Source organism: Mycolicibacterium sp. XJ1819, from assembly GCF_053483675.1.
The window spans coordinates 69,850-86,540 of sequence record NZ_JBEFST010000004.1 but is presented as its reverse complement, the minus strand read 5'-3'; the positions used below and the strand labels follow the sequence as shown (position 1 = coordinate 86,540).

At 61.9% G+C, this 16,691-nt stretch carries 15 protein-coding genes; all 15 read left to right on the top strand.

The annotated features are described in order from the left end of the window. The 15 genes from ABQE89_RS05635 to ABQE89_RS05565 all read left to right on the top strand — a co-directional run bounded on the left by ABQE89_RS05635 (window position 1) and on the right by ABQE89_RS05565 (window position 16,691). Window positions 1-1,158: an NAD(P)/FAD-dependent oxidoreductase gene (locus tag ABQE89_RS05635; protein WP_448414975.1), complete on the top strand. Its 1,158-nt coding sequence runs from the start codon at window positions 1-3 to the stop codon at window positions 1,156-1,158. 155 nt (window positions 1,159-1,313) lie between these two features. Then, the gene (locus ABQE89_RS05630) at window positions 1,314-2,249 is read left to right on the top strand and encodes an NmrA family NAD(P)-binding protein (RefSeq protein ID WP_448414974.1); all 936 of its coding nucleotides are present in this window, start codon (window positions 1,314-1,316) and stop codon (window positions 2,247-2,249) included. Window positions 2,250-2,317: 68 nt separating this feature from the next. Then, on the top strand, window positions 2,318-4,249 hold the full coding sequence (locus tag ABQE89_RS05625; protein ID WP_448414972.1) for an acyl-CoA synthetase: 1,932 nt from the start codon (window positions 2,318-2,320) through the stop codon (window positions 4,247-4,249). A gap of 106 nt (window positions 4,250-4,355) precedes the next feature. Beyond that, entirely contained in the window at window positions 4,356-4,820 is a 465-nt protein-coding gene (locus tag ABQE89_RS05620) for a nuclear transport factor 2 family protein (RefSeq protein ID WP_448414971.1), read from the top strand. Between the two features lies 1 nt (window position 4,821). Beyond that, on the top strand, window positions 4,822-5,256 hold the full coding sequence (locus tag ABQE89_RS05615) for a DUF6640 family protein (protein ID WP_448414969.1): 435 nt from the start codon (window positions 4,822-4,824) through the stop codon (window positions 5,254-5,256). A gap of 64 nt (window positions 5,257-5,320) precedes the next feature. Beyond that, window positions 5,321-6,499, top strand: coding sequence for a flavin-dependent monooxygenase (locus ABQE89_RS05610; protein WP_448414967.1), 1,179 nt, complete (start codon window positions 5,321-5,323; stop codon window positions 6,497-6,499). 8 nt (window positions 6,500-6,507) lie between these two features. Further along, window positions 6,508-7,479, top strand: coding sequence for a fumarylacetoacetate hydrolase family protein (locus ABQE89_RS05605; RefSeq protein WP_448414965.1), 972 nt, complete (start codon window positions 6,508-6,510; stop codon window positions 7,477-7,479). A gap of 297 nt (window positions 7,480-7,776) precedes the next feature. Next, window positions 7,777-8,613, top strand: coding sequence for an SDR family oxidoreductase (locus tag ABQE89_RS05600; protein ID WP_448414963.1), 837 nt, complete (start codon window positions 7,777-7,779; stop codon window positions 8,611-8,613). Window positions 8,614-8,766: 153 nt separating this feature from the next. Next, window positions 8,767-9,576 (top strand): MlaE family ABC transporter permease, encoded by an 810-nt coding sequence (locus tag ABQE89_RS05595; RefSeq protein ID WP_046752323.1) that lies wholly within the window; start codon window positions 8,767-8,769, stop codon window positions 9,574-9,576. Then, the gene (locus ABQE89_RS05590) at window positions 9,573-10,430 is read left to right on the top strand and encodes an ABC transporter permease (RefSeq protein ID WP_448414961.1); all 858 of its coding nucleotides are present in this window, start codon (window positions 9,573-9,575) and stop codon (window positions 10,428-10,430) included. Before ABQE89_RS05595 ends, ABQE89_RS05590 begins: the two co-directional genes overlap by 4 nt. A gap of 4 nt (window positions 10,431-10,434) precedes the next feature. After that, the gene (locus tag ABQE89_RS05585) at window positions 10,435-11,823 is read left to right on the top strand and encodes an MCE family protein (RefSeq protein ID WP_448414959.1); all 1,389 of its coding nucleotides are present in this window, start codon (window positions 10,435-10,437) and stop codon (window positions 11,821-11,823) included. A 50-nt stretch (window positions 11,824-11,873) separates the two neighbouring features. Beyond that, complete coding sequence (locus tag ABQE89_RS05580) at window positions 11,874-12,902, top strand: MCE family protein (protein ID WP_448414957.1); 1,029 nt, start codon at window positions 11,874-11,876, stop codon at window positions 12,900-12,902. Next, window positions 12,899-14,224 carry an MCE family protein gene (locus ABQE89_RS05575; protein ID WP_448414955.1) on the top strand — a complete coding sequence of 442 codons (1,326 nt, stop codon included), beginning with the start codon at window positions 12,899-12,901 and terminating at the stop codon, window positions 14,222-14,224. Before ABQE89_RS05580 ends, ABQE89_RS05575 begins: the two co-directional genes overlap by 4 nt. Continuing rightward, window positions 14,221-15,561, top strand: a complete 1,341-nt coding sequence (locus ABQE89_RS05570; RefSeq protein ID WP_448414953.1) for an MCE family protein — start codon at window positions 14,221-14,223, stop codon at window positions 15,559-15,561. Before ABQE89_RS05575 ends, ABQE89_RS05570 begins: the two co-directional genes overlap by 4 nt. Next, window positions 15,561-16,691 carry an MCE family protein gene (locus tag ABQE89_RS05565; protein WP_448414951.1) on the top strand — a complete coding sequence of 377 codons (1,131 nt, stop codon included), beginning with the start codon at window positions 15,561-15,563 and terminating at the stop codon, window positions 16,689-16,691. Before ABQE89_RS05570 ends, ABQE89_RS05565 begins: the two co-directional genes overlap by 1 nt.

The following is a 16,691-nucleotide window of genomic DNA, read 5'->3' as shown; positions in this document are numbered from 1 at the left end:
ATGCAGTCAGTGGTGATCGTCGGGGCCTCGCTAGCCGGCCTGGCATCCGTACGCGCCCTGCGCGAGCAGGGTTTCGGTGGACGGATCAGCGTCGTCGGCGACGAGGTCCATCGCCCGTATGACCGGCCGCCGCTGTCCAAGGAGTTTCTGGCGGGTTCCGACGAGCGCCTCGCGCTTGAGACCGCCGACGACTCCGCGCTCGGAATCGATTGGCGGCTCGGGTCCGCCGCAGTCGCTTTGGATTGTGGGAGCCGATCGATCACCTTGGCCTGCGGCGAAGAACTCGTTGCGGATGCGGTGGTGATCGCCACCGGGGCATCGGCGATCTCGCTTCCCGGTATGCGAAAAGCAGCGGGCCTACACGTCCTTCGAAGCCTCGACGATGCGCGTGCACTCCGAGATGAACTGGTTAAGGGGGCCCGCGTGGCGATCATCGGGGCGGGGTTTCTCGGCAGTGAAGTGGCGTCCACTGCCGCCGGATTGGGCGCGGCAGTGACCCTCATCGAGGCGGCCGAAGTCCCGTTGCAGCGGGTGCTGGGTGCACGCGTCGGCCGGATATTGGCGAACATGCACGTCCGCGGTGGTGCGGAGCTGATCACCGGTGCGACAGTGGCCGGCTTTCGCACCCGCGCCGGGCGAGTCGTGGGCGTGGAGCTACATGACGGTCGAACCGTTCAAAGCGATGTTGTCTTGGTCAGCATCGGTTCGGCGCCCAATATCCGGTGGTTGAGCGGCAGTGGTGTCGAGCTCGCCAATGGAGTTGTCACCGACCGACGAGGGGCTACGTCAGTTCCCGGCGTCGTCGCGGTGGGCGACTGTGCAGCTGTACGGGATTTCACGACAGGACAGCTCACCCGCGAGGAACATTGGACCGCCGCAGCTACCCGGCCCGCCGTAGCGATACAGGTGTTGCTCAGCGGCGGAACGTCCGTCGACACGTTCGATCCGGTGCCCTACGTGTGGTCGGATCTGTACCAGCAGCGAATCCAGTTCGCAGGCCGACAGGCACCTGACTGCGCAATCGAGATCGTGGAGGGCGAACCCGCAAGCGGCCCCTTCGTCGCGGTGTACCGGAGGGCGGGTGAGCCGGTGGCGGTGCTGGCGGTGTCGTCACCACGCTCATTCGCCAGGTGGCGCCGGCAGCTTCGCGGTCGATAATCGAGCGGCCGAATCCAGGCAAAGGCACCGAGCCGTTCACGCGGCCAAAACGATGGCGTCCGAGGGACAGTCGTAGCGCTGCTCGGATAGTGCGGCCGATAACCCCCAATTACGGTCGACGACAGCACTGCTCACGACGTTGAGAGGAATGGTAGATGACTTCTGACAGGGTCCTCATTTTCGGCGCGGCCGGGCACCTCGGACTACCGGTGGCGCGCTGGATTTCCTACCACGACCCAGACACACGCCTCCGGCTCGCGACGCGAAACAGCAAGAATCAAATGAACCTTGCTCAGGAGTTCCCTAACGCAGAAATCATCTCTGCGGACTACCTCGACGTCGACGACATGAAGGCAGCACTCGACGGAGTCTCTGCGGTATTCGTCGTCACGCCGGACTTTCTCGACGAGAAGCAAGCCATGGAAAACCTTGTGGCAAGCGCACGGGCGGCGGGCGACATCCGCGTGATCGTCAGGATTCAAGGCGTTCTTCCGAACGTCAAGCCTTCGGATGTTCCGCACGACATGCGTGACGTGGGCGGTCCGGCAACCCAGCATTTCGTCGCTCGATCGATCCTGAACGACAGCGGGTTACCCGTGGTTCATCTCAACATGGTCGCGTATCTCACGGATGACCTGTTGAGGTGGGGCAATCCCATCCGTGAACACGATCTGCTGTCCATGCCCTACAACCGGCGAGCTGCCTGGGTCGATCCCGCTGATGTTGGGGAAGCCGCGGCCCGGATCATTCTCAGCCGCGATGACCGACACATCGGTCACCAGTACGACGTCGACAACGGCCACGATGTGCTGGAGTTCGACGAGGTCGCCAGAATGTTGAGTGACGTGCTAGAACGCCAAATCGGATATGACGACAGTGTCGAAACCTGGCGGAAGCTGATGGGCGCGCGTTACAACCAGTTGTGGCGCGGCGGTGAAGAGTACTTCCTCAAATTCTACGAGTTCGAGCAGCACAGGGAGTTCGCTGCGCGTACCTCGGGCACCCTGGGCTGGCTATTGCAGCGGCCGCCGCTCACGCTCCGATCGTGGATGCAAATCAACGCCGCGAACCTGGCTCCGGTGCCCTCCTAGGTCGGTTGATCGGGCCGTAACACGCGCTCTGCCAGCAATTCACATCGACAACCACAGAGGAGATGGTCGTGGAACCAGGAGTGGTGTGGGACCGGGCCGGCGCCCGTGAACAGTCGCTGCTGTGGCCACGGTTCGCGAGCCGCGCAGATCTCGAAGCAGTCGAAACGGTACCACTGGAGAAGCGCGGTCTGCCGGCCAGTTCGTATGCAGCCCTTGAAAGAGCAGCGAACGTGTGGGCCGACCGTGAAGCGGTCACCGTGCTGCCGAGCGTCAACGACGTCGACAACGCCCAGACGCGAACATTTTCCACGCTGTTGGCAGATGTTCGGCGCGTCGCGAATCTACTGACTGCGTCCGGAGTTGGACGCGACTCATCGGTGGGGCTGATGTCGCCCAACAACGCCGAACTGATCACCGCACTACTTGCCGCACAAGCGGCCGGCATCGCGGTTCCCGTAAATCCCAGTCTCGCCCCAGAGCACTTGACCCACCTTCTGCGACGCGGCGCCGTCCGGTACTTGATCGCGGCTGGGCCGGAAATCGACCCTCAATTGTGGGACAAGGCACGGGCGGTCGCAGTAGAGATCGGGGCAAAGGCGGTGTGGGCACTACGGCCTACCGGAGCCACGGGCAAGCCGCCGAAACTCGGACTGCTCGCCGGTGTGACGGTGGAGTACCTCAGCCATTCGATATCGGGCGTCAGCGGCGACACGCTTGATGCTGAACCTCCAGACACCAACGATCTCGCTGCGTTCTTTCACACGGGCGGCACAACCGGAGTGCCGAAGCTGGCCGCACACCTGCATGCGAACGAGATCGCCGACGCCTGGATGATGGCACTGAACGATGCCGTGCCGGACGACGCCGTATTCTTTGCAGCCCTGCCCCTGTTCCACGTGAACGCCCTCATCGTCACGGTGCTGGCGCCGATGCTGCGGGGCCAGCATGTCGTGTGGGCAGGACCGCTCGGCTATCGAGAGCCGCACGTGTATGAGCGCCTCTGGGGAATCGTCGAGCGGTATGACGTTGCGGTCCTTTCCGGAGTACCAACGACATATGCCGCACTGAGCCGGGTCAGAGTGGACGCCGACATCAGCAGCCTGCGATTCGGCCTTGTCGGCGCGAGCCCGCTGCCGGCGGCTGTCCGGGACGCGTTCCAGGACCGGACGGGTGTGCCGTTGTGCGAGGGATACGGCCTCACCGAAGCAACGTGTGCGACAACCAGAAACTTTGTCAGCGACCCTCGCCCCGGATGGGTTGGACAGCGGCTGCCTTACCAAAAAGTGAAAGCCATTGAGATAGACGCTGACACCGGCGAGTGGAAAGACCTGCCACCTAATGCGCTCGGAACCCTTGCGATCAGCGGCCCGACCGTCTTCCCGGGTTACGTCGTCGGCAATGCCAACGGCCGTCCGGTCCTCGACACTCTCGGGAAGGTTGTCGATGGGTGGTTGGACAGTGGCGACCTCGCCCGCGTCGACGAGTACGGCTACGTACAGCTGAGAGGCCGTGCGAAGGACGTAATCATCCGGGGCGGGCACAACATCGATCCCGCGACGATCGAAGATGCGCTTCTCACGCACCCCGCGGTTACAGGTGCTGCAGCAGTGGGGCGTCCGCATCCCGTCTCAGGTGAAGTTCCAGTCGCATATGTCACCATTGAAAAGGCGTTGTCCGCAACTGAGGACGACATGATCGCTTGGGCCGCAGCACGTGTCCCCGAGCCTGCGGCGATACCCAAAAACGTCACCCAAGTCGACGAGCTACCCGTGACGGCTGTGGGAAAGCCGACCAAAGTGCCGTTGCGGCAGAACGAAACCTGCGTCGCGGTACGTGAGGCCCTGTCGACATTCGGAACCCAGAATGTCGCGGTAACGAGCAGCCTCGCCGACGGAAACATCCATGTGGTGTTGAGTGCGCAAGGCCAGGAAGTTGTGGATTGGGATGCGGTCGAATGCGCACTCGAACCGTTCACCTTCAGTTGGGAGGTCCAACGATGACAATGTCACCATCACTCGGCTGCGCACCGTGCTGGCGTGCACATGGCGTCCCCACAGTTCACTGCAGCGGAGGCGCTTTGCTCGCCGATGACGCCCGGGGCGATCGATGAGCGTCGCCGACACCCATCGCAATGCCTTCGAAATCCGCGCGCAGATAGATGCACTGGTAGTCGAATTCGCGTGGCTTATCGACCATAAATCGGGTCACGGAGTCGCCGACTTGTTCACACCCCAGGGGCGATACATGGTAGAGGGAGAAGAGTTCGACCTTCAGGGTCGGGATGAGATCGAGGCCTTCTACGCACGCCGCAGAGCTGCCGGTCCACGCACATCGCGACACTTGTTCTCAAATCTGCATTTCGAACACGTCGACGACGACCGTGCGCGCGGCGTTTGCGTGCTCACCTTGCATGCTGCGGATGGCCGGCCCCCACACCCGCTGAAGCCGGTCCTGGTCGCCGACTACTCCGACACCTATTGGCGGAGCCCCGAGGGCGTATGGCGCTATGAAAGCCGGGTGGTAACCCCACTATTCGGCTCCATTCCGAACTTCGGAGCGAGGACCAACTGACATGTTCGATGCAGCCAGGATCGTACTGACGGTCGTGATTCTCGGCTTCAGCGCCGTGCCGGCCTACGCGGACTTCAACAAGACTCACGCGACGAATCCGGAGTGGACGCCGCACGCGCGATACCACGTCGTATGGCAGGTAGCGAGCTATATCGGTATAGGACTGGTCGCCCTCGGCTTGCTCTGGCTACCAGGCGCAGAATCCGCGCTGCGGGCGTATCTTGCTGCACTGCTGGCGCTTTGCGTATACGGCGGCTTCTTTGTCGCAGCGGCGTCAATGCGTTTGTACGGCGGACGATTGTACGACGACAACGGCTATCCCCCTGTGCCCGTGAGGGTGATGGGGCGTGAGCGACTGATCGACCTCAATGTCACGGTGTTCTCGACATTTGTCTTTCTCGGTGTATGCGGGGTGGCGTTGGTTGCCGCCGGCTGATTCTCCGAAACGTGACGATCCACCGCCGTTCGTGGCGGTTCTCATCCAAAGAGGAGTGCTAAAGATGCCCACAGACGTCGTTGCGCAGACCGAATCACTCGCTGATCTGGTCCGACCCATACTGCCGTCGATCGGATCGCGCGCCGTCGACGCCGAACGTCTTCGGCGTGTCCCGGCCGAAAGCGTCGAAGATCTCCGCCGTGTCGGGTTCCTGACTGCACTGGTTCCAGCGCAGTTCGGTGGCGGCGAGAGGAATCCGGCAGATGTCGCCGAAGCAACGCGCTTGCTCTCCGGCGCGTGTACGTCGACAGCCTGGGCGATGCAACTGCTTACCGTGCACGCTCACACGATCGCCAGTTACAGTCCGCAGCTTCAGGAGGAGATATGGGGGGGCGGTCCCGACACATTGGTCTGCTCGTCGGTGGCACCTATCGGCAAGAGCGAGCCGGTCGCCGGCGGCATCCGCCTCAGGGGGCGCTATGGCTGGTCGAGCGGGTGTGAGTATGCCCAGTGGGCGATGCTCGGGCTGCTGCTGCCCGGCGCCGACGGCGTCCCGGAACCACACCTCGCAGTTGTGCCGAGGAGTGATTACAAAATCCAGGACACCTGGCATTCCATGGGACTGAAAGGCACAGGAAGCCATGACCTCATAGTCGAAGACGCGTTTGTTCCCAACTATCGAATTGAGTCCTTCAACGCCTTGAACCACGGAACGGCACGCGGCTTCGGCAGTCACACCGCCCCCGTCTACCGCCTACCTTTCGCCCCAGTTTTCGCGGTCGGGTTCAGCGCGATCGCTCTTGGAGCGGCTGAAGCGATACGTGACCTGTACAAGGATCGGTTGGCATCTCGGGTACGGGCATATACCGGAGCAAAGGTTGCTGAGTCTGCCCCGGCACTCATGCGCTTGGCGGAAGCCGAGCATGAGTTGCGATCGGCTTATCGCATGCTTCGCCAGGACTGGAATGACCTGAATGCGTTGGCGAATTCCGGACGTCTGGCAACGGTGGACGAGTTGGTGGATTGGCGTACGAACCAGTCGTATGTGACGAAGGTCTGCGTTCGTACCGCCGACCGATTGTTCGAAGCATCTGGCGGCGGAGCTGTCCGGGACGAAAATCCCATGCAGCGGTTCTGGCGAGATATCCATGCCGGTGCTGCACACGCCTATTCCGACTACGACGTTGCCGCACAAGCGCTCGGCTCACACATGGCACACGTCGCCGTCGACGGCATCTTCTAGGAGCTGGTATGAAACTCGCCAATGTCAGTGTCGCCGGTCGTCGCCTGCTGGTGATCGAAGGTGTCAACGGCGTGCTAATCGACGCGAGCCAGCTTGTGAGCCGCGACCAATTGGACATGAACGCGGTTCTCGCCGAGGGCGATGAACTGCTGAACGCGCTCAGAAAAAGACTTGCCGACGGCACCATCGAGACAGCAGCAATCGATCCCGCCGACGTGCAGTGGCTACCGCCCTCGCCAACCCCATCCAAGATCGTTGGTGTGGCGGTCAACAACAAGTCGATTGCGCAGTATGCCTACCGCGAACCGACGGAGCCGGCCTACTTCCTTAAGCCGCCGTCGGCATTGGTGGGCCATTGTGAACCGGTCGTCGTCCCAACCGATTTCGGGCTAACGCACCCGGAGCCCGAGTTGGCTGCCGTGATCGGCCGACGCAGCCGCAACCTCTCTTCGGAAAGAGCGCTCGAGGCGGTCCTCGGGTTCACGATCATCAATGACATCACGTCACCGTCGTTGAAGGATCGCGACAGCATGGAACTCATGCCGGCCGCGGGCGCTATCGGCCCCGTCGAGCTGGACTGGCGCCACGTGCGCGCAGCCGAGGACCGATCGGTGTATCTGACCTATCACGCTCGGTCCAAGGGGTGCGACTCGTTTGCGCCGATGGGACCATGGCTCGTCACAACCGATGCGGTCGGCGATCCGAATTGCCTGGAGGTCACATGTCTGCTCGACGGTGAAGCGGTACTGGTCGACTCCACCAGTCGCCTCACCTTCTCTGTCGAAACGGTGTTGGCACACCTGACGAGGTATATGACGCTTGAGGCCGGCGACGTGGTGCACTTCGGTACCGCGGTGAAGGTCGCGGCCCCTGAGCGATTCCCAACGGTCCGCCATGTGGACATGAGCCGCATCCAGGGAACGCTATCCGTCGAAATCGGAGGAATCGGGCGGCTGGACAATCCGATCACGCGATCTTGACTGAGGCGACCTGACCCGCGCTTGAATTGAACTCAACCCGCTGGTCCCGCGATCGCCCGATCCTCGCGCGGCCGAACCTATCTTAAGAACGGCGGAGCGTCCCGGCAGAGTCCGGACTCGGCTCGGTGAAACGCCGCGGACCGGATAGTTGTGGCGTCGAACGGATAGCGCCGACGCGGCGAAAACCGTTGACTTTGTCCACCAACACTTTCCGGTCCGGTAAGGAGTACGTGTGTTGAGCCGTAGCCCTTGGTACATGCGCGCGAGCGCACCTCGATACGAGCTGTGTTGTAGGAAATGGAATCGGTGGGCAACGAGATGAAAACAGGCACAGGCGAATTCGATGGCCGCACGGTCATGGTCACCGGTGGTTCCACTCTTTTGGGCCACGGAGTCCTCCGGGTGCTGCAGGCGGCCGGAGCGACGATCGCGATCGTGGACATCGACGACGCGGGCGCGAAGACAATCGTCGATGAACTCCAAAACAACGTCCGGTTCTACAGAACCGATATCACCAATGACGTCGACGTGGCGGAAACGATCGCAGCCATCGATGCCGACGGCCGCGGTCTCTACGGGCTGGTGAATCTGGCGTGCAGCTATGTCGACGACGGTGTGGACAGCACACGTGCTCAATGGTTGGAAGCTCTCAACGTCAATCTGGTCAGCACAGCGATGGTGACTCAGCAAGCTCGCCCCTATCTGCGAAAGACCGGTGGGGCCGTCGTCAACTTCACTTCAGTGTCGTCCAAGGTGGCGCAGACTGGACGCTGGGTCTACCCGGCCAGCAAGGCGGCGCTGGTGCAGCTTACGCGGTCCATGGCTATGGACCTAGCCCGCGACGGCATCCGCATAAACTCGGTCAGTCCAGGGTGGACCTGGTCGAAGATCATGGACCAACGCAGCGGCGGCGATCGCACCATGATCGACAACCTCGCGGCTCCGCTTCACCTCACGCGCCGAACCTGCGACCCAGAGGAGGTCGGTTCGGTCGTCGCATATCTGCTCTCGCCTCGCGCATCAGCCGTGACCGGCGCTGATTGGGCGGTCGATGGCGGCTATTCAGCCATGGGCCCCGAGCAGGCCGTGCCCGCCGTTCCGCAGCCCACCGAACAGGTGCCGCGTCGTGACTGACGATCTCGAATCAATGGAACTGCCGACGGGCGTTCTGGCCCCAGGTGCCGGTCATGGCCTGACCGGAGGCGGCGTGCAATGAGTTGCGTTGCGAGAGTTGGTGACGTCATCGCGGCGCAACCAACGCCCGGTACTCCACGTGGGGGGGGACAGATGGTGAACCGCACTGTGGCCGCCACCATCGTGGGCAGGGGATTGTTGTCGGGCGGCGTGGCGTTGAAGCCGCTGCACAACGTCGGGGGGTTCTTCGTTTTCGCCCTGGACGTATTGGTCGCCACATTCAAGTGGCCGTTCGCATGGCGAGAGTTCCTCGAACAGACCTGGTTCGTGGCGAGAGTGTCGCTGGTGCCGACACTGTTGTTGTCAATCCCCTACGTGGTCCTGACGGTCTTCACGTTCAATGTCCTGCTGGTCGAGTTCGGCGCCGCTGATTTCTCCGGCAGCGGGGCCGCGGTCGGCGCAGTCAACCAGATCGGGCCGTTTGTGACCGTTCTCGTTGTCGCCGGCGCGGGCGCAGCGGCCATGTGCGCGGACCTCGGAGCGCGCACGATCCGCGAAGAACTCGACGCCCTCAAGGTAATGGGGATCGACCCGGTCCGGGCGCTGTTGGTACCTCGGGTCCTTGCCGCTACCGTTGTGGCACTGCTGCTGTCGTCGTCGGTGACGCTGACTGGGTTAGCAGGTGGCTTCTTCTTCTCGGTGTTCTTCCAGCATGTGACGCCCGGCGCGTTCGTGGCCGGCATGACGTTCATCACCGGACTCAGCGATGTTCTGGTTTCCATGGTGAAAGCCACACTTTTCGGACTGACCGCCGGCTTGGTCGCCTGCTACCAAGGCACGACAGTCAAAGGTGGGCCCGCAGGGGTGGGAAACGCAGTGAATGAAACGGTGGTGTTCTCGTTCGTCTTGCTGTTCGTCATCAACCTGGTGGCTACCGCAATCGGATTCGAGATCACCAAATGACCGCAACAAGCGGTGTGACGCAGCACTTCCCACGCGTCTCGGCCATCCGGCGGCGCGCCTGGTCAAGTTGGCGCCAAATCGGCGAACAGACAAGATTCTATGGCACGACAATCGTTTCGCTCTTCGATGCCTGCGTCTACTACAAGGCGGAACTGTTACGGCAGATCGCTGCAATGAGCCTGGGCACCGGCGCACTTGCCGCAATCGGAGGCACAGTCGCCGTCGTCGCCTTCCTGACAATGTCAACGGGCGGTCTCATCGCAGCGCAGGGATATAACCAGTTCTCCCAAGTCGGCGTGGATGCTCTCGTTGGTTTTGCATCGGCATTTCTCAACACACGCCTCATCACGCCGACCACAGCTGCGATCGCCCTGGCTGCCACTATTGGTGCGGGTGCCACCGCCCAACTCGGGGCCATGCGGGTGAATGAGGAAATCGACGCGCTAGAGGTCATGGGTGTCCGATCGATCGCGTACTTGGCGTCAACTCGACTTGTGGCCGGAGTTGTCGTCGTCCTGCCGCTCTACAGCGTGGCGCTGATCCTGGCCTATTTCGCGGCGCGTTTCGGCACGACTGCAATATACGGCCAGTCGGGCGGTGTCTACAACCACTACTTCAACACCTTCCTCGTTCCCGCAGACGTGATCCGCTCCTTTACCGTCACTACCGTCGCGGCGGCGACCATCATGCTGATACACACGTACTACGGATACACCGCGACGGGCGGCCCGGCTGGTGTGGGTGAGGCGGTAGGACGCGCCACGCGAACCTCGTTGGTCGCTACCGCTCTGCTGATCCTTTTCGTCTCTCTGGCGATCTATGGCCAGACCGGGCAATTCAACTTCTCCGGATAGCGTGATGACAACTTGGCGAAGGACACCCCGAATCGCATCCGAGTGGTTCGCCGCCATGTTGGTTGCGGCGTTGTCGGGCGCAGCTGCGATCTGTGTCGCCGCGTTCAACCAGTCCTTCACGCCCAGCGTTCCGGTGACTCTCGCCGCAGAGCGCTCGGGTCTTGTCATGGAGCCGTACGCAAAAGTGAAGATGCGTGGAGTGGAGGTTGGACGCGTCGCCGGCATATCCGGTGGTTCCGGCCAGGTAGGTCTTCGGTTGGACATCGATCCCAAGCAAATCAAGCACATTCCCGCCAATGTCGAGGCACGCATCGACGCGACGTCCTTGTTCGGAACGAAATTCGTGGAGTTGGTCTATCCTCGCCAGCCCAGCCCCGAGCGGTTGTCGGCCGGGGCGGTGTTGAGGTCACAGAATGTCGCCGTTGAGGTCAACACCGTTTTCCAGAATCTGGTCGACCTCATCAAACAGATCGAGCCGGCCAAACTCAATGCAGTGCTCTCGGCGCTGGCCGAAGGAGTTCGAGACCAAGGCGATCGCATGGGGAGAGCGACGACGGCCGCCAATGAAATCCTTCTGGAGCTCAATTCGCGCACCGACACCATGCGTGAGACTTGGCGCTCACTGGCGGGAGTCAGTGACACCTACGCCGCCGCCGCACAGGATGTCCTCGACACATTGAAGGCGGCCAGCACGACGAGCACGACCATAACGAACCAAGCCAAGCAGCTCGACTCCTTGTTGATCGGTCTGGCCGGATTCTCCAGTAGCGGGACAAACCTGTTGAGCCCGAATAAAGACAACCTCGTGAAGACAGTCAACCAGTTGGAGCCGACGACGAACCTTCTGATGAAATACAACCCGGGACTGACATGCATGATCCTCGGCGCCAAGACTGCCCTCGACAAAGGCGCCATGGACTACATCGGTGGCAACGGTAAGTCAGCCGTTATGGATGCGGCATTGCTGCTGGGCGACGATCCGTACCGGTACCCGGACGACTTGCCCATCAACGCCGCGAAGGGGGGACCGGGAGGCCAGCCCGGCTGCGGTTCGCTACCCGACGTCGCGGACAACTGGCCCGTGCGCTACCTGGTGGCCAACACGGGCTTCGGCACGGGTCTGGACATCCGTCCGAATCCTGGAATCGGATTCCCCGGTTGGGCGAACTACTTTCCGGTCACACGTGCGGTGCCTGAACCGCCGAGCATCCGGTACCCAGGGGGTCCTGCCCCGGGGCCGATCACCTTCCCGGGAGCACCTCTGTACGGCGCGCCGCATCACGACGCTCACGGCGCTGCGATCAACCCGGAAGCGTCACCGCCCGGCACCCCCTCCCCGGAGGCGCCGGTTTCACCGTCGGAGCCTGCATCTTCAGTAACACCGCCGCCATGACCTTGAAGTGAATTAATCCTAGAACCAGCATGACGAAAAGGTGAGTTCAGTTGAGACACCGTCTGTCAGGACTTGTAGTACGCCTGACGATCTTCGTCGTCGTGTGTGCGCTCGGTGCATTCGGATTGATCGCGATATTCGCACAGTTGCGCTTTCAGGAAGAGGAGACCTATGACGCAATCTTCACCTCAGTCACCGGCCTTGAGAACGGCAACTTCGTTCGTATCGCCGGTGTCGAAGTGGGCAAGGTCAAGCAAGTCAAGATCCGCGACGACTCCACCGCGCTGGTCAAATTTAGCGCTGACAGCTCTGTGGTGCTGACAGAAGGAAGCCGGGCGGTCATTCGCTACGACAATCTCATCGGGGGGCGGTACTTGGCTCTGGAAGAGGGCACCGGTGCAACCACCAAACTGGCTCCCGGAGACACGATCCCACTCGATCGGACCGCACCGGCTTTGGACCTGGATGCACTGATCGGCGGCTTCCGGCCACTCTTTCACGCGCTGGACCCCGCGCACGTCAATGCATTGTCCAGTCAGCTTATCGCGGCCTTTCAGGGCCAGGGCCCCACGATCGGGTCGATACTGGAGCAAACAGCTACGCTGACAAACACTCTCGCCGACCGAGACGAACTGATCGGGCAGGTTGTAGTCAACCTCAACACGGTGCTGGCGTCGTTGGGTGGTCACAGCGCGAAGTTCGGTGAGGCGGTCGAGTCACTCTCCGATCTGATCCACGGGCTACAGGGCCGAAAGAAGACCATCAGCGCCGGCCTGGCGAAGGCCGGCGAGGGCGCCCGCACGCTCGCCGACCTTCTCAGCCATGCGCGGGAGCCACTGAACAAGACCGTCCGTGAGACGGACCGTGCGGCCGGCGCTGTCCTCGTAGACCATGAATATTTCGATGATCTACTAAACACACTGCCAGATGCGTATCGGGTGCTGGGCAGGCAAGCGATGAGCGGCGACTTCTTCAACTTCTATCTGTGCGATCTGGTGCTGAAGCTGAATGGCAAAGGCGGCCAGCCTGTTTACGTCAAGGTGGCGGGCCAAGATACGGGCAGGTGCGCCCCACGATGAAGCCTCTACGAGAACACAATCGCGCGATGATCGGAGTGATCGGAGTGACGATGCTGATCGCAGTAACGGTGGGGGCTTTCAACTACAGCAAGCTTCCTTTCACATCTTCGAGCAGATCCTATTCAGCGATCTTTGACGATCTCGGGGGGCTGACCACCGGTGCCCCGGTCCAGGTTTTGGGGTTTCGGGCAGGTCAGGTGGGACACATCAGCCTCCAACCCGAGGGTGTGCTCGTCGAATTCACTGTTGCCGACGATATCCGCCTCGGCGTGGGCACGGAGGCGGACATCAAGACAATTGGCCTTCTCGGAAACAAGGTGTTGGCCGTTACACCGCGCGGCGACGGACGCCTGGCTGAAAGAATTCCGATTGAGCGGACCACATCGCCGTACCAATTGCCGGATGCGGTCGGCGATCTCACGGCGACAATCAGCGGCCTCGACACCGACCAGTTGTCGACCGCGTTGAAGACCCTGAGCGAGACGCTGGCCGACACGCCGCCCCAGCTGAAGATGGCGGTTGAGGGCGTGGCACGGTTTTCGGAGACGCTGAACGCGCGCGATGCGCAACTGCGGGAATTGCTCACCAACGCACGCAAGGCGACCGGAGTATTGGCTGAACGGTCCGACCACGTCGTGCGGCTCATTCACGACAGCAGCGCACTGCTCGCAGAGCTTCGTACTCAGAGCAAGGGGTTGGACCAGCTCTCAGGAAACATCGCTGAAATGGCACGACAAATCCGGGAGCTCATCGCAACGAACCGTCACACGTTGAAACCAGCCTTGGAAAAACTGAACGGGGTGTTGGCGATCATCGACAACCGCAAGGCGCAGGTACAAAAGTCGATCAAGGGCCTCGGCGACTATGTCATGGCCCTCGGGGAATCAGTGTCGTCGGGGCCCTTTTTCAAGGCCTACCTCGCGAACCTGCTTCCCGGCCAGTTCGTGCAGCCGTTCGTGGATGCGGCGTTCTCGGACCTCGGTTTGGATCCTCACGTGCTCGCGCCGTCCGAACGCCATGATCCGCAAACCGGCCAACCCGGTACGCCCGCGATGCCGGTACCGTATCCACGCACCGGACAAGGTGGCGAACCGAATATGACCCTCCCCGAGGCGATCACCGGCAACGTGGGTGATCCACGCTACCCGTACCGTGAACCGCTGCCACCGCCCGCGCCTGGCGGCCCACCACCCGGACCACCGGCCGTGTCGCCGGCGCCTCATCAGGCAGCACCCGACGAACAGCCGGGTGCCGGTCGGGTGCCGACCGAAATGTCAGCGATCACGGTCGGGTCGGATACCGCAGGAAACAGTCAACAATGAAGTCGCGGATCCGTGTCGGCCTGGCCGCAGTTCTGGCCTGCTCTGCTCTGTTGTCAGGGGCCTACATCGGAATTGACAAAACACGACAGATGGGCCGAACCAACATCGTCGCGTTCTTCCAGAACACCAAAGGTCTTTTCGTCGGAGACGATGTTCGAATTCGTGGGGTGAATGTCGGCAAGATCACCTCGATCGAACCGGAACCGACACAGGTGAAGGTGACGTTCTGGGTTCACGACGGGTATGACGTGCCCGCTGACGTGAAGGCGGTGATCCTGTCACCAACACTGGTGACCGCGCGAGCCGTCCAGTTGACACCTCCGTACCGCGGCGGCCCGACGCTCGCAACCAATGCGGTGATTCCGTTGGAGCGGACTGCGGTACCGGTGGAATGGGATGACTTCCGACTCCAATTCGAGCGGCTGAGCCAAGCGCTGGAACCGACCGAGCCGGGCGGTGTGAGCACCCTGGGTGCATTCGTCAACACCGCGGCCGACAACCTCCGCGGTCAGGGGCCGGCAATTCGCGACAGCATCGGTAAGTTGTCGCAGGCGCTTTCAGCGCTCGGCGAGCACAGCGACGACACCTTCACGAGCGTCAAGCACCTCTCGACGCTGGTGTCAGCACTGCGGGACAGCACTGACGTGATGCGCCGATTGAACGAGAATCTGGCGTCCGTAACTCACCTCATGGCCAACGATCCCGGTGAAGTTGCCGAAGCGTTTGAGGAGCTGACATCCGTTGTGGGTGAGGTGAAGTCCTTTGTCGCTGAGAACCGCGACAGTATCGGGACAGCTTCGGAGAAGCTCGCGTCAGTGTCCCTGGCCTTGAGCGACAGCATCGGTGACGTCAAACAGCTGCTCCACGTCGCACCGACGAGTCTGGCCAATGTGGTCAATATGTATCAGCCGGCGCAGGGCACGCTCAGCGGGGTACTGGCTGCCAACAACTTCAGCGACCCGATCACCTTTCTATGCGGGGCTGTACAAGCTGCATCGCGCCTTGGCGCGGAACAGTCAGCGAAGTTGTGCGTGCAGTATCTGGCACCAATCGTAAAAAACCGCCAATACAACTTCCTGCCGTTCGGAGTCAACCCATTCGTGGGTGCGGCGGCCCGACCAAACGAGATCACATACAGCGAAGACTGGTTGCGACCCGACTATGTTCCGCCGCAAAGTAATTCGGCTAGGCTCGACCCGATCGGCAGCTCCCCGCCACGTCTTGCCGAAGTGTCGGCGCCCACCGATCCGCTGTCCGAGGCGGGCTCGACGAGATATCGGACAGACCCGGCTGCCGGACTGCCGGGCATGATGGCACCACCAGGCGGAGTACGGTGATGCCTTCCGCGAGGATCGCCGCGGCCGCGGTCCTAGTGCTGATCGCCACTTCGCTGCCTGGGTGTGGGTGGCAGGGGCTGAACTCCGTGCCGCTGCCCGGAACGGAGGGTAGAGGTTCGGGTGCATTCACCATCCAGGCCCAGTTGCCGGATGTAAACAACCTCCAACAGAATTCTCGGGTCCGCGTAGGGGACGTCGATGTCGGTACGGTCGCGAAGATCCAGCGGCAGGGATGGCACGCGCTGGTCACCATCAGGCTGAACGGCGACGTGAATCTCCCGGCAAATTCGACCATTACGGTCGGCCAGACCAGCTTGCTCGGCTCTCTGCATCTGGAACTGGCTCCGCCCATCGATGAGGCTCCGCAAGGCAAGCTGCGCGACGGAGCCTTCATCCCGCTAGCGTCCGGCGGGGCCTATCCCTCAACCGAGCAAACCCTCGCGGCGGCCGCGCTGTTGCTGAACGGCGGGGGGCTCGGCCAAGTCCAGGACATCACCAGGGCGCTCAGCACCGCGTTCGGCGGACGAGAAGATGACCTGCGAAGTCTGATGTCGCAGTTGGAGACGTTCACCGGCCGAGTCAACGATCAAACGGGCGACATCATCGCGGCCACTGACGCTCTCAATCGACTTGTGACCCAGCTCAGCGCGCAGAGACCGGTGGTCGACAAGGCCCTCGACACCATCCCGGAGGCATTGGCGGTGTTGAACAGCGAACGGGAAGAGCTCATCGAGGCTGTCGAGGAACTTGGAACGTTCAACGCCCTGGCTACCGACACCATCCATCAGACCGAAGAAGCCATCGTTCAGGAGCTGAAAGACATGGGGCCGGTGCTGGAGTCACTGGCGAATGGGGGCCCGGCTCTGACGCGGTCGTTGAGCTTGTTCACTACGTTTCCATTCCCCAAGGAAACGCTGACGAAGTGGATGCGGGGCGACTACGCGAATATCACCGTGGTCGCAGATCTGACGTTGAGCCGGATGGACTCCGCACTGTTTACCGGTACACGCTGGGAAGGCGACTTGACCGAACTTGAAATACAGTGGGGGCGCACCATAGGGCAGCTGCCCAGCCCGTACACCACAGCCAACCCGCTCACTGTTCCGTACCGCTGGGATCAGGGCCATTGA

Coding starts and splice junctions, on each gene's coding strand:
- ABQE89_RS05635 (WP_448414975.1), top strand. CDS start 1: ATGCAGTCAGTGGTGATCGTCGGGGCCTCGCTAGCCGGCCTGGCATCC.
- ABQE89_RS05630 (WP_448414974.1), top strand. CDS start 1,314: ATGACTTCTGACAGGGTCCTCATTTTCGGCGCGGCCGGGCACCTCGGA.
- ABQE89_RS05620 (WP_448414971.1), top strand. CDS start 4,356: ATGAGCGTCGCCGACACCCATCGCAATGCCTTCGAAATCCGCGCGCAG.
- ABQE89_RS05615 (WP_448414969.1), top strand. CDS start 4,822: ATGTTCGATGCAGCCAGGATCGTACTGACGGTCGTGATTCTCGGCTTC.
- ABQE89_RS05610 (WP_448414967.1), top strand. CDS start 5,321: ATGCCCACAGACGTCGTTGCGCAGACCGAATCACTCGCTGATCTGGTC.
- ABQE89_RS05605 (WP_448414965.1), top strand. CDS start 6,508: ATGAAACTCGCCAATGTCAGTGTCGCCGGTCGTCGCCTGCTGGTGATC.
- ABQE89_RS05600 (WP_448414963.1), top strand. CDS start 7,777: ATGGAATCGGTGGGCAACGAGATGAAAACAGGCACAGGCGAATTCGAT.
- ABQE89_RS05595 (WP_046752323.1), top strand. CDS start 8,767: ATGGTGAACCGCACTGTGGCCGCCACCATCGTGGGCAGGGGATTGTTG.
- ABQE89_RS05590 (WP_448414961.1), top strand. CDS start 9,573: ATGACCGCAACAAGCGGTGTGACGCAGCACTTCCCACGCGTCTCGGCC.
- ABQE89_RS05585 (WP_448414959.1), top strand. CDS start 10,435: ATGACAACTTGGCGAAGGACACCCCGAATCGCATCCGAGTGGTTCGCC.
- ABQE89_RS05575 (WP_448414955.1), top strand. CDS start 12,899: ATGAAGCCTCTACGAGAACACAATCGCGCGATGATCGGAGTGATCGGA.
- ABQE89_RS05570 (WP_448414953.1), top strand. CDS start 14,221: ATGAAGTCGCGGATCCGTGTCGGCCTGGCCGCAGTTCTGGCCTGCTCT.
- ABQE89_RS05565 (WP_448414951.1), top strand. CDS start 15,561: ATGCCTTCCGCGAGGATCGCCGCGGCCGCGGTCCTAGTGCTGATCGCC.